Below are 13206 nucleotides of genomic sequence, written 5' to 3'. Positions count from 1 at the left end.
ATTAAACCGCGGAAACACGCTGCTTCCGCGGTTTTTTGCTGTTTGAATAGACGTGTAACCATATTTGCCTTCGATTTCAGTATCCAGCCCATGGGTACCTGCATATATTACCTATGACATTTCAGGTGGGAGAAGGAGAGGACTATGACAAAAAGCAGAAAAGGGAAAAGCCCGAAGGGGCGAAAGCCGCTTTTTTATGTTGATAATCCCAATACTTCCGAATTAAAGTGGTTGGATGATTTGAACAAAAGGAAGGCGGCCATTCAAGCCCAAGCCGTTAAAACATCCATAATAACAGCTGACGAAACGGAACCGATAGCCATTATTAAAGCGCAAGCCATCCTCGAGGCAGAATATGAGCAAAATGTTGAAGAAGACGCTGAGCAGGAGGTAGAGCAAGATGTACAGCAAGAAGCCGAGCAGCTTGCTGCGGGAGAGCAATTGCAAGACGAACTGCTTGAGGAGATTCTTCCCGAGCAGGAAGAGGAACCGATAGAGGCATTTACTCTGGAGCAAAAGCTGGAGAAGATCGAAGAGAAGAAGGAGCCAGAGGGTCCGCCTGCCTTTATTTATACCGATGATCTTGTAGATTTGTCGGTGACTTCTGAGAAGATTGCACCAGGCTCAATCGATAGCAGCAAGCTGGCGCCAGGAAGCGTGCAAGCAAGCTCGCTTAGCGATTATGCCGTCCAAGCGATACATCTTAACAATGGCATTATTCAATCAGAGAAAATCTCAAACGAAGCGATTACTACTAGTCATTTGGCAAGTCAGTCGGTGACCGGTGACAAAATTGCGGATAACTCGATCTCTGGCAGCAAGCTGCTGAATGGAAGCATTACCTCCGATAAGCTTGCAGATCGAACGATTGATGCAGCCAAAATCGCAGAAGGCTCAATTGAGTCAAAGCATCTGAAATCGCTGCTCGTTACGACAGAGCTGCTTGCTGACCAAGCCATTACATTCGAAAAAATAAAAAGCGGTGCGGTGCGTCCTGAAAATTTGGCGAATGAGAGCATTAACAACTCAAAGCTCAGCGAAGGCGCGGTTACCTCTTCCAAGATTCGAGACGGAGCGGTTACAAGCGCCAAAATTGCAGCAGAAGCAATTGAAGCCGAGCATCTGAAGCCAGGCTTACTCCTAGCCGAGCATGTTGCTCCAGGCATTATTCAAGGATTGCATGTGGCCCATGGCGAAATAACAAGCGATCATCTTGCAAAAGGATCGGTTGGAACCGAAGAATTGCAAGTGGGAGCTGTCAGAGCCGAACAATTAGCGTTTGACTCGGTGTCTGCGCCACACCTTCAAGAAGAGTCGATTCTAAGCTCGCATATCGGAGCGGGTCAAATTGAAAGCGAGCATCTCGTTGATCAATCTATCAACTCTTCAAAATTAGCGGATCAATCCGTTACGACAATCAAAATCGTCGATCACTCCATTACGATCTCCAAGCTCTCCGATCAGAGCGTGAACGCGCAGAAGCTGGCAAGCGACTCCGTCTTAACCCGCCATTTGGGAGCAGGGAGCGTAACGTCAGACAAAATTGCCGAGGAGCAAATTGTTGAAGGGCATTTGACAGAAGGTGCAGTAGTAGCAAAGCATATCGCATCCGGCTCGATTGCGCGCAAGCATTTGCAAAGGGGCATCATTAACGAGGATAAGATCGCTCCACAAGCTATCAAAGAAATGCATATCGGTGATGCAGCGGTTGGAACAGCGCAACTGGCCGAGGGTTCAGTCACACGCGGGAAGCTGGCGGATGGAGCCGTCGACGGCTTGGTATTAGGAAACGATACGTTAGAAACCAGACATCTTAAGGATGAGATCGTAACTTTTCAGAAGCTGGCACCTGAAGCGTTAAGAGCTTATCATTTCGCCGCGGACTCCGTAACGTCCGAGGCGATTGCTGATCATGCTGTCGGCAAAGAGCATATGAAGCAAAACAGCATCGAAGCCAATCACCTTGCAGCCGATGCAGTGGGCAACAATCATCTGCAGGATGGTTCGGTAACGAGCAGCAAGCTGGCGCAGGGGGCTGTATCTGAGCGTTATATTGCACCGGGCGCGGTGTTCTCGCACCATTTGGCGGATCATGTGGTCAATTCTCTTAAGCTTTCGCCGGAGTCGGTTACTACAGATAAGCTGACGGATCTAAGTGTATCATCAGCTAAGCTGGCAGACGGCAGCGTGACGAGCGGAAAGCTTGCATCCCACTCGATTCTGCCTAGCCATATTGCGATCAAAACGGTAGGCACCCAGCATATCCAGCCGGATGCGATTCGCACGGCCCATATCGAGGCAAGGGCAATCGTAGCGAGCCACTTAGCTGAGCAATCGGTCGGTACGGACTCGCTGCAGGACAATGCAGTAACGTCTTCGAAGCTGGCATTTGGCGCCGTACAATCGAAGCAAATCGAAGATGAGGCGATACACAGCCGGCATCTTGGCAATGCGTCGGTGCTTGGCATTCATCTCAGCGAGGGCTCCGTTCATGGACCGCATTTGGTTAATGATTCGGTCACTTCAGAGAAGCTTGCTGCCGGCAGCATTATTTCCGATCATCTTCAGAACGGGTCTGTTGGCGCGGAGGCGCTGCGTGCCGAAGCGGTATGCACGGACCATATCGAAGCGGGGGCTGTCACCTCGGATAAAATTGCTGAGCTGTCGATCAGCTCGAAGCAGCTTCAGCCACAATCGGTACACGCGGCTCACTTGACTCCAAGCAGCGTAGGAGAGCTAGCGCTTCAAGATGAGTCCGTGACGAGAGCGAAGCTGGCGCAGGATTCGGTTTCCAGCGAGCATGTACAACTGGAATCGTTGGCCGGCAAGCATTTGAAGTCGGACACAATCCAAGGCTACCACATTCGCAAGGGTACAATTACACTAGCCCATCTGGCTGGCGACGTGCTTGCGTTCGATAAGCTGGCCGATGAATTGATTCCGGGCAGCAAGCTGAAGCAAGGGACGATAGGGAGCAAGCAGCTATCTACGAGCAGCGTAAGAACCGAGCAGCTAAATGACAGAGCTGTTACGCGGGAGAAGCTGGCCATGGATGCTGTAGGAAGCGAACAGTTGACAGATGGCAGCGTAACGGGAGCCAAGTTGGCAGCAGGCAGCGTTGGCGAGTTACAGCTGACAGACGGAAGCGTGACGGAAGCGAAGCTGGCAGTTAGCAGCATAAGCGAAGCACTGCTGAAGGATGGAAGTGTGACTGGAGCAAAGCTGGCTTCCGGCAGTGTTGGTGAGTTGCACTTGACTGACTGGAGCGTGACAGAAGCGAAGCTGTCCGTTGACAGCGTAGGCGAGGCACAGCTGAAGGATGGAAGCGTAACGGGAGTTAAGCTGTCCATTGACAGCGTAGGCGAGGCGCAGTTGACGGATGGAAGCGTGACAGGAACGAAGCTGGCAGCCGGCAGTGTAGGTGAAGCGCAGCTGAAGGACGGAAGCGTGACGGGAGCGAAGCTGGCAATAAGCAGCGTAGGCGCAGCACAGCTGACGGACGGAAGCGTGAGTGGAACGAAGCTGTCAATAAGCAGCGTAGGCGAAGCACATCTGAGAGATCGAAGCGTGACAGGAACGAAGCTGGCAGTGGGCAGCGTGGGCGAAACACAGCTGACGGATGGCTGTGTGACAGGGTCTAAGCTGGCAGTCGGCAGCGTTGGCGAGGCACAGCTGATAGATGGCAGTGTGACGGGAACGAAGCTGACGGCTGGAAGCGTAACAGGAACGAAGCTTGCAGCAGGCAGCGTAGGTGAGGCGCAGCTGACGGACGGAAGCGTGACAGGAACGAAGCTTGCAGCAGGCAGCGTAGGTTCAGTGCAGCTGACGGACGGAAGCGTGACGGGAGCGAAGCTGGCAGTCGGCAGCGTAGGTTCAGTGCAGCTGACGGACGGAAGCGTGACGGGAGCGAAGCTTGCAGCCGGCAGCGTAGGTGAGGCGCAGCTGACGGACGGAAGCGTGACGGGAGCGAAGCTTGCAGCAGGCAGCGTAGGTGAGGCGCAGCTGACGGACGGAAGTGTGACGGGAGCGAAGCTTGCAGCAGGCAGCGTAGGTGAGGCACAGCTGACGGATGGAAGTGTGACGGGACCGAAGCTTGCAGTCGGCAGCGTAGGTGAGGCGCAGCTGACGGACGGAAGCGTGACGGGAGCGAAGCTTGCATCTGGCAGCGTAGGTGAGGCGCAGCTGACGGACGGAAGCGTGACCGGAGCGAAGTTTGCATTAGGCAGCGTAGGTGAGGCGCAGCTGACGGACAGAAGCGTGACGGGAGCGAAGCTTGCAGCAGGCAGCGTAGGTTCGGTGCAGCTGACGGACGGAAGCGTAACAGGATCGAAGCTTGCATTAGGCAGCGTAGGTTCGGTGCAGCTAACGGACGGAAGCGTGACGGGATCGAAGCTTGCAGTCGGCAGTGTAGGCGAGGCGCAGCTGGCGGACGGAAGCGTGACGGGATCGAAGCTTACGGATGAAAGCGTGACAGGGTCAAAACTAGCACTTGGCAGTGTAGGATCGTTGCAACTGATGGACGGAAGCGTAACGGGAACGAAGCTGACAGCAGGCAGCGTAGGGTCGGCACAATTAATTGACGGAAGCGTGACGGGATCGAAGCTGGCGTCTGGCAGCGTAGGGACAGAGCAAATCGCACCGGGCAGCATCTCAGCAGATAAGCTTGCACCTGACTTGCTTTCAAGCTTGATTCCGAGTGTGGTGGCATCGCCGCCGGAGCAAATCGCGAGCGACTCCGTTGGTGCCGTTCATATCCAGCAGCAATCGGTAGAGTTATCTGCGTTGCGCTTCAATCCCGTGATCACCGGCTCAGCACTTGGCGTTATAAAGCAGCAATTTGGCTTGGCGCCATACAGCTTTGCAGTTCAAGCCGAGCAGGTAGAGTTGATCATCCCATTCGATGAGCCTTTTGCAGACAATCGGTATGTATTGACAGTTACAACTGACAATCCCGTCTGTTATGCTGTGGTGCATTCCAAGGCTGTGGATAAAGCTGCTATTGTTATTATTCGTACTCGGATAAGTCATGAGCCTAGAGGAAGCATCAACTGGATCGCAATTGGAAAAGGATAAACCTGAAAAAGGATTGCTAGCCAAGGTCGCAAGGATGACTTTGGCGGCAGTCCTTTTTTTAAATACGGCGATACTCTTCGGTTCTATATGATGCGCTCTCTATTCTACAGCCTGCTCATATAGACATTCCAAATGCAGCAACATTCGTTCCGAGCCCTTGATAAGTGTACGGTTGCCGTTACGGATCATATTCCCTTACATACAATATGATGTTGAAACGCACGATTATATAACGGATTGGAGAGGTTGACGATGAGACGCAAAAAGAGGCCGGTCCGACGTCTCAAAACGAATGCTGGTTTGCGAAGCAATGCTGAAAAGCGGATGGAGCGTTATAAGTCTGGACTAATTGAGGGCTATAAGCAAGGCGTGCAAGCAGGCATAGAAAGCTATGATGCGCACTTTGAGGGAACGAGCATCATCATTCCAAGTCATAACGAGGTCGATTCTGTAAAAGCATGCATTGAAGGCATTATGGACCAGACTGATTTGCCTTATGAGGTTATCGTCGTTGATAACGGTTCTACGGATGGAATCGAACACTATTTGAAGCAATTGGACGGACAGGTCCGATATCGTATATTACCAGCTTCATCAGGCTATACCGGAGCCGCAAATGTTGGTTTCATGATGGCGAAGGGGACTACGATTCTATTGCTGGATAACCGAATCCGTGCGACGGAAAACTGGCTAGACAATCTGCTTGTTTGTTTGAATAGCGATTCAAGCATCGGCATTGTTGGGCCCGTATCTGCCGGACTGACAGGAAAGCAGCATATGGCGCTACATGTGGATGATATGGAAGATATGCAGGAGTTTGCGAGAATGAATAATAAAAGCAATTCTTCCAAATGGCATCAAGTAGAGCGGCTATCGAGCAGCTGTCTGCTGTTCCGCCGGGAGCTGCTCGAAAGAGTCGGCTATTTAGACGAAGGCTGTACGGAAGCTCCATTCGATGCGGCGGATTATGGCTATCGAGCACGCCTTCAAGGCTATTCGCTCGTTTGTGCGAGAGACGCGTATATTCATATGCAGCCGAATTCGAATGAAACGGATGAGCATTTCTCTAATGAACGTGAACGTCTAGCGCCGATGGATATTTACGAAAGCGCAAGCACGTACTTTATGAACAAGTGGAGCGGACTTGATGAATCCTTTTTCGAGCGCGATGCTTTTGCTCCTTCTCGCCAAGCACTGATGACCGATGAGGAGATCAGTCAGGCGAAGAAGCTGGGAGAAGCTTTATTTTATCCGCAGCAACTGGTCGTAAAGGGTCTTGGCGCCACGTCATATTGGATTGATGGCAGCACGAGGAGACCGATTGAAGGACAGTATGACCGAATGACAATTCGGTTGTCGCAGCTGGATTTATGGAGATGGTCCGTCGGCGAGAAAATAGATGCTGAAAAGGTATACGCATATATGGAAATGCTGCACGATGCAGGAAATGAAAGATTGTACAATAAAAAGGTTTGCGAGTGTGGGGACGGCAGCAGCTACTATATCGAAAACGGAAAAAAACGAATGATTTTAAGCCGACTGGCGGCAGAGGGCTGGGGCTTGCAGCATGACCTTCACTGTATGATTCCCAAGGAGGAGCTTGAGGCTATTCCGGAAGGACTGCCCATAATCGCGCCTATTACGCTCCGCCAAGCTTTATAGCTTGCTATAAAGTACCTCTGCGGAGGAGCCCGCATATGATATAGGAGCAAGGAGGTTTGGCATGCACGATTCGATTACGGAAATCATGCAGCATATGTCCCACGCAAGCGTACAGCTCGCCCGCGTATTAGAGGCAGAACGCCATGTTTCTGTCCGCCTCTCTGAAATCGTACAGGCGATTCCCGATGAGGAGCCCGGCTTCGGCGGTCTAAACGGGATTCTAGAACATTCGCAGTCGGTGGGTCAAAGCGTCGTCGCTTATTTAAATAGCTTAGCTGAGTTTCAGGAAACACTTGCCGCTCAGCTTACCTTTGTTATCCAAGAGCTTAAGGAACCAAGCGCGGAAGAATAGCGGAATGATAAGGAGGTATGGGCAGCGATGAACCGCGAACAGGCGTATTTGCGGATGCTGGACTCAACGGCGAATATGCAGTGGAATATAGCTATTATGCTAGAAGCCAAAGCAGCGGAGGCCGAGAAGATGCGAAACTGGATTTGCAATCATTTGCACAGCCATAGCTTTGACTCTGAGCAGGCGCAGCTTGGTCAGTCCATTCAGATGCATGATCAAGTCATTGAGGTTATCGACGGAATCGCCAAGCTTAATCAAGGCATGGTTTCGATTCTGAAGGCGGTACTGCAGCAGGAGGAAGAAATGGGTGAAAGCTATGGAGATGCAATGCCTTCAATAGGAAAAGGCTTCTCTTTCGGGGATAAAAACTAATGGTCAGCCCGCGTAACGAACAGGAAGCGAAAATTGCGTTTTTGGCCGCGCTTGCAAGAAGCCAGCATGCGCTTGCGCACATGCTGGAGAGTATGGCGGGAATAGCAGACAGCTCTCCTTATGCGAGCAAGCTGCTAAGAGACAATGTCAGTACGCTGACAGCGATGCAAGAATCGATTGCAGAGTCGGTTACGGGCCTTGCCTGGCGCAAACGGATTAGACGGAAGGGGAGGCCTGCCCAGCCTTGGCTTCAGCAAAAGCTATCCATATACAGCGTTTCATGGTCAGGGGGTGAAGCGGGTGCTGAGCAATAAGAGAAGAGCGGCTGCGGGCATAAGCAAAGGCTCGAAAAGTACGCGCAAGGCGGCAGGCCGAAGAAACATAGCTCCCCAAAAGACGCTTCTGCGCCGCAAGCCTGTTGCGAGAAAACGGTTTGCCCAGAAAGATAATGAACGGGCGGAGCTTGGGCAAACCTTTAACGATGGTTATAATACCGGATTTGCCAAAGGCTTTGAGGATGGCCATCAGGCCGCTTATGAGAAGCGGCAATGAGAAGGGGAAATAAGAAAAGCGGCAATGAGCAGGCTAAAAGAAAAGCCATATTCCTTCATGTTCCCCGTTAGCGGAAACATAAAGGAATATGGCTGATTTGGCTTATTTTATAAAGACCAGCGAAGGATAACGCCGGCTTGGGTTAATCCACCGCCGAAGCCGTAGAGCAGCATAAGCTGGCCTGGCTTGACGATACCTGCCCGTACGCCTTCATCGATCGCAAGCGGAATGGAGGCTGCAGATGTATTGCCATATTGTTTGATGCTGGATAAGGTTTGTTCGAGAGAGAAACCGGTTCTCTCACAGAGCGATTCAATGATGCGCATGTTGGCGCTATGCGGTATGAACCAATCGATATCATTCGTACCGTACCCGCTGCGGTCCATAAGCTGTTGAATGCCTTCTGCGACGTGGCTGACGGCCCAACGGTATACTTCACGGCCATTCTGAACAATGAAGCCGTTCGTTAGTATAGCATTCTCGCCAATGACAGAAGCTAAGCTGCTGCGGTAGAGCAGATGTCCGCGCGCGCCATCGGTTTTGGTGAAAACAGCCGAAATGTCTCCATGGCCGTCATCGGAGGTTTCCATTAAAAACGCACCAGCGCCATCCCCAAATAAAATACAAGTGGTTCGGTCCGTGTAGTCCGTAATTTTGGTTAAGGTTTCTGCGCCGAGCACTAATATTTTACGATGCGCCCCCGATAGCAGCAATCCGTTAGCCAGCTGAATTGCCGCTGCAAAGCCGGCGCAGGCAGCTTGAATATCGACAGAACCGGCATGAACGATTCCATAATGCGATTGAATCTGCGAAGCAACGCTCGGGAAGACAGCATCTGGGGTCGAGGTTGCTACGATAATATAATCAACATCGGAAAGCTGCACGCCATAGCGCTCAATCATGTTGTCGACGGCCCCGAAGCAAAGATGGCTCGTGAATTGGTCATCAGCAGCCATGCGACGCTCCTTGATGCCTGTACGCTGGACAATCCACTCATCACTTGTTTCCACAAGCTTCTCCATGTCAGCATTCGTTACAATTCGTTCTGGTACATACGTTCCGATTGCGGTAATGACTGCGTTGGATTGAAGGTTAATCGATTGTTTTTCGTTCATGGCGAGCCTTCCTTTCAGAATTAGTACCAAGTACTAGTAGTTGATACTAATTTACTTGATTCTTTGCCAATTGTCAATGAAATGAATAGACATCGCCTGTCAGGCGAACGCTAAGCAAAGGTCTTGAACCTAAACTAAATCAGGTGGAGGATGGCTCAATGCGCAAACAAATCGTTGCTTTGTCTGCAGGTGTGTTGCTTAGCACGATGCTGGCAGGCTGCATGGAAAATCACGGTGAGCTTGGGAATAAAGACATCCGATCAAACAGCATTCGATATGATGCAAATGGCAATTTATTAAAAAACAAACGGTTCGCCGATGATCAAATGAATGAAATGAACCGGGTGAATGGACGAAGGCTGAACAGCAATAATGTTATTGGCTCCCACAAAAATTACCGTATGGAGATGAGCGAGAAGCTCGCTAAGGAGATTACGGATCTAGGAGTAGTTAAGGCCTCTTACGTCATGCTGACAGAACATAACGCGTATGTAGCGGTCTCCCTTGACGAAGGCGAGCCTAATATGGATTCCAAAATGCTAAGCCGTACAAACAACGGCTATATGGGAAAAGAAGGCGCTGATATCAGCAGACGCATGAGCAGCTTGTCAACCGGTCATGCTCAGTTGACTGCAGCAATGAAAGATCAGATTGCGAATAAGATCAAAGAGTTAAATCCAAGCATTGAGCATGTGTACGTATCCGCGAACCCTGACTTCGTTGGACGAATGACCGCATATATGAATGATGTGAAGCTCGGACATCCCATCCAAGGCTTTATAGCAGAGTTCAACGCAATGGCTGAGCGTATCTTCCCGAAGAAATCGGGAGAGGACCAGGTGGAGAACAGAAGCACAAAAACGAAACGAATGATTTACGACTAAGGTGAAGAAGCGTTCATGTTAAGACGGCAGAAGAATAACTTCGGCCGTCTTTTGGCGTAAACTTGCACCCTCTCGGATTCTATCATCGATGAGGGTTCAAATATAGACAGATCATAGGGTTTCCTGCCATTCTAGTCCTTCATAGAATAGGGTAGGAGAGGAGATGGTCAAACTACCATGAGTGATAAAAGACTACAACGAAATAGCAAGGTAGGATCTAGATGATTGTCGTAACGGCAATTAGTGCCGTTCACTTGCCTAAAGCGATCGTCATGGCCAAATCGGTCAAGGAACAAATGCCCGGCAGCAAGATAGTCGTAGCATTAATGGAGGATAAGCTGCCTTCTGCCGCAAAGCAATGCTCTTATTTTGATGAGACGGTATTGATGAAAGATATTGCTGCATGGGATAGTGTGTCGAAATTTTTCTTTCAATATACATTAATAGAAGCAGAACGGGCTTGCAGGTCCTTTGCTGTGCGATACGTATACGATAAATATGGAAGTGAGAATCACTTTGTCAGCATGGACGCTGGTACGATGATGCTATCTCCCTTAAACGAGCTTCCTACGATATGGGAAGCGCATCCGATTGCGATGGCGAGCAAAGTTGTTTTTCCCGAGTCGCTGGATGCCCATATGCAGTCGAATGTACGCCAGAAAGGTATATTCGATACCGCCTTTGTTGCGCTAAGACGCCACTCTATTACGAATGATTTCTTGAAATGGTGGTGCAGGCTTAGCGAGAACAACTGTTATTATGAGATCGACAGCAGCCGTTTTGCCGATCAATCCTGGCTTGACTTCACGCATACGCTGTTTGATAACGTATATGCGATTAGAAATCCGGGTTATCTGGTGAATGCAGATAATCTCATGGAGCGCTGGAATATTACGGCTGCAGGACCGAATCACTATGAGATCGAAGGCCAGCCGCTTCGCATCATATTGCCCTCGAGTGGGTTTCTTCAGGCAACGGCTTGGATCGAAGACGCGAATGCCATGCTGTATCAAGAGCTCTATGAAAACTACAGAGCTAGAATAGAAGCGGAAAGCGATGCGGCGGTTGAGAGCGTGCCTTGGTGCTATAGCATATTTGCAAGTGGAGAAGCCATCTCGGATCTTACGAAATCGTTGTTCCGCCGCTATTATTATGAGAATCCAGAAACGGAAAATCCATATTTGCTGACGAACGCCTATTTTGGCACAGGCGAAGAGCTCATGAATGGATATAGTAGTACGGATGAAGCCATGCTCGATCCCAGCCCGGATGAAAGTTTTGAGAAAACGAATGCCTTGAAAAGACGAAAGCTTGTCCGTAAAAAAAGAAAATCAATTAGACGCAAACGCATACAGCGCCGAAAATGAAAGTGGAGGCTGACTTTCACCGTCTAGGATGAGTGAGTCAGGGCCAGCCTCCGCTTTTTTTTGGCTGTTAGCTCTTGCTTGCAATGCCGGAGGGAACAATATGAAACGGCTTCATAATATGTTTATTGAAGTTAGTCGTGCGGATGATGATAGCCCCTTTACTAGACAACAATTGATAATCGTTGACTTTCCAGGTATGCGACCTTGGATCCTTTCGCCGGAACGCAACGAAATTGTATCGGGAGGTCGTATATAACCGAAAACCGTTCGCGAGACAGGCGCGGATGAAACGGACATCTGAGCCTTGTATGACTTTGGTGGGAAATTGCACCTTTTCAAAGACGTTTCTGTGAAACATAATCGTGGCTCCTGCTATTTTCTTGCATCGGCTATTGGCGCGGACTGCGGTTCTGCGGAATAACAGCTTCGAGCGGTGAGGAAAATAGAAGTAGCAGGAGCGTTTGCCTACTATGTCGGCATCAGAGCTTGAAAATTGCTGCATCGCCTCGGTGAGATAATAAGGTGAGTAATAATCATCATCGTCCAGCTTTGCAATATAATTGAATTTGGCTTGCGCTACTCCGTAATTCAGACAGGCTCCCAGGTTCTTACCTTCATCTACCCTAAACACGGATACATTCGGATAATCCAGCGCCTTCTGCATGTAAGGAGCCAAGGAAATTGCGTTATCGTTCACGATAATAATCAGCTCTTTATGAGTCCAGATCTGACGATCGTAATTGTGAAAGATCTGCTGGAGAAAGGGCTCACGGACTGTGGCAGCAATCATAGAAACGCCTTCAGCCGCAAGCTTCATTAAATCTCGTTCCAAGTCGATTGTTTATTGAGCTTATATTGCTTTTCCATAATGATTTTTTTGTACAGCTTCAGAAATTTGCTCGTCATTGCACGGTCTGAGAAGTTCGTTTTGACGTAGCGCCGGCATGCCCGTGCAGAGGGCAGCTTTTTCGGATGCTTGGCTTTCGCGATCATGCTTTTTGTGTTTTTGCAGATGAGCGCGGGCATGCCCTTCAGCACTTCAGGCACTGCCCCGCCTTTCTTGAAGCCGAGCGCAGGCGTACCGCAAGCCATCGCTTCGATAAGCACGAGGCCGAACGGTTCATCCCAGGTCGACGTGAACAGCACGCAGCTTGCCTCAGAAAGCAGCTGCTGCTTTTTCTTGCCGCCTACGGGTCCCACATATCGGATATGCTTATTCAAATGCGGCTGGATTTTGGATTTGAAATATTTGTTATCATGGATCGGACCGGCGAGGATCAGGTCCTTGCCTGTTTTTTTGGCTACCTTGACAGCGAGATGGGTTCCTTTTTCCTTCATGATCCGGCCAAGGAAGAGGAGATGCTTCTTTTTCTTTTTGCGGAACGTATAGTCTTTCATCCGAATGCCATTATGCACGAAGAAGCCTTTTCTATCGCCGTATTTGCTCCATATTTTTTTGCTAACATATACGGGTATCTGAACGCCGGTTACCCCTTTGGAATGGGAGCTGCGAATGGTGGGAATCGGAGGATTGGCTTTTGCGACAATACCGTAATGGTCATGAATGAAGTCGATGCCGTCCGGAAGGTTTTTTTTAATAAAAGCGAGCTGTTCCTTGGCATCGTTGGATGGGTAATAGAAGGTTTTCGTTGAACGGGCGCTTGTGCCTTTTTTGGCAAACAAATAAACCTTATGACCGCGCCTGAGCAGTTCCTCCGTTAAATAGTATACCTCGCGCTGCGTACCCCCGTAATCCTTGGGAGGCACTGGTATCGTATTATTCGATATTTGAGCAATTCTCAAAGCCGCTCAGCTCCTCTGTTTAGGTG

The 13206-nt window shown here is 49.9% G+C and carries 11 protein-coding genes; 8 read left to right on the top strand and 3 right to left on the bottom strand.

The window, feature by feature from the left end:
* Positions 1-144: 144 nt before the first annotated feature.
* From FHS16_RS24850 to FHS16_RS24825, 6 genes are all read left to right on the top strand, one after another.
* Positions 145-5073, top strand: coding sequence for a WIAG-tail domain (locus FHS16_RS24850; protein ID WP_183569246.1), 4929 nt, complete (start codon positions 145-147; stop codon positions 5071-5073).
* Positions 5074-5325: 252 nt separating this feature from the next.
* Positions 5326-6735 carry a glycosyltransferase gene (locus FHS16_RS24845; RefSeq protein ID WP_183569244.1) on the top strand — a complete coding sequence of 470 codons (1410 nt, stop codon included), beginning with the start codon at positions 5326-5328 and terminating at the stop codon, positions 6733-6735.
* A 61-nt stretch (positions 6736-6796) separates the two neighbouring features.
* Positions 6797-7087, top strand: coding sequence for a nucleoside-diphosphate sugar epimerase (locus FHS16_RS24840; RefSeq protein WP_183569242.1), 291 nt, complete (start codon positions 6797-6799; stop codon positions 7085-7087).
* Positions 7088-7114: 27 nt separating this feature from the next.
* Positions 7115-7459 (top strand): alpha-helical endospore appendage domain-containing protein, encoded by a 345-nt coding sequence (locus tag FHS16_RS24835; RefSeq protein ID WP_183569240.1) that lies wholly within the window; start codon positions 7115-7117, stop codon positions 7457-7459.
* Positions 7459-7773 carry a hypothetical protein gene (locus tag FHS16_RS24830; protein ID WP_183569238.1) on the top strand — a complete coding sequence of 105 codons (315 nt, stop codon included), beginning with the start codon at positions 7459-7461 and terminating at the stop codon, positions 7771-7773. The genes FHS16_RS24835 and FHS16_RS24830 overlap by 1 nt, the downstream gene beginning before the upstream one ends.
* Entirely contained in the window at positions 7760-8011 is a 252-nt protein-coding gene (locus tag FHS16_RS24825) for a hypothetical protein (protein WP_183569236.1), read from the top strand. Before FHS16_RS24830 ends, FHS16_RS24825 begins: the two co-directional genes overlap by 14 nt.
* Before the next feature lie 107 nt (positions 8012-8118).
* Here FHS16_RS24825 and FHS16_RS24820 read toward each other — a convergent pair whose 3' ends face one another.
* A complete protein-coding gene (locus FHS16_RS24820; protein ID WP_183569233.1) occupies positions 8119-9126 on the bottom strand; it encodes a ketoacyl-ACP synthase III in 1008 nt (335 codons plus the stop codon).
* 158 nt (positions 9127-9284) lie between these two features.
* Between FHS16_RS24820 and FHS16_RS24815 the strand changes: the two genes are divergently transcribed.
* Both FHS16_RS24815 and FHS16_RS24810 read left to right on the top strand, forming a co-directional pair.
* Positions 9285-10010: a YhcN/YlaJ family sporulation lipoprotein gene (locus FHS16_RS24815; protein ID WP_183569231.1), complete on the top strand. Its 726-nt coding sequence runs from the start codon at positions 9285-9287 to the stop codon at positions 10008-10010.
* Positions 10011-10231: 221 nt separating this feature from the next.
* Positions 10232-11377, top strand: coding sequence for a hypothetical protein (locus FHS16_RS24810; RefSeq protein WP_183569229.1), 1146 nt, complete (start codon positions 10232-10234; stop codon positions 11375-11377).
* A gap of 67 nt (positions 11378-11444) precedes the next feature.
* On the opposite strand, the gene FHS16_RS24805 is transcribed toward FHS16_RS24810, so the two are convergent.
* Both FHS16_RS24805 and FHS16_RS24800 read right to left on the bottom strand, forming a co-directional pair.
* Positions 11445-12194: a glycosyltransferase gene (locus FHS16_RS24805; protein ID WP_183569227.1), complete on the bottom strand. Its 750-nt coding sequence runs from the start codon at positions 12192-12194 to the stop codon at positions 11445-11447.
* Positions 12194-13180, bottom strand: a complete 987-nt coding sequence (locus FHS16_RS24800; protein ID WP_183569225.1) for a glycosyltransferase — start codon at positions 13178-13180, stop codon at positions 12194-12196. The genes FHS16_RS24805 and FHS16_RS24800 overlap by 1 nt, the downstream gene beginning before the upstream one ends.
* Positions 13181-13206 lie beyond the last annotated feature (26 nt).

This window comes from Paenibacillus endophyticus (assembly GCF_014192395.1).
Taxonomy (GTDB): domain Bacteria; phylum Bacillota; class Bacilli; order Paenibacillales; family Paenibacillaceae; genus Pristimantibacillus; species Pristimantibacillus endophyticus.
The sequence above is the reverse complement of the archived record's forward strand: the minus strand, read 5'-3'. Positions and strand labels throughout refer to the sequence as shown.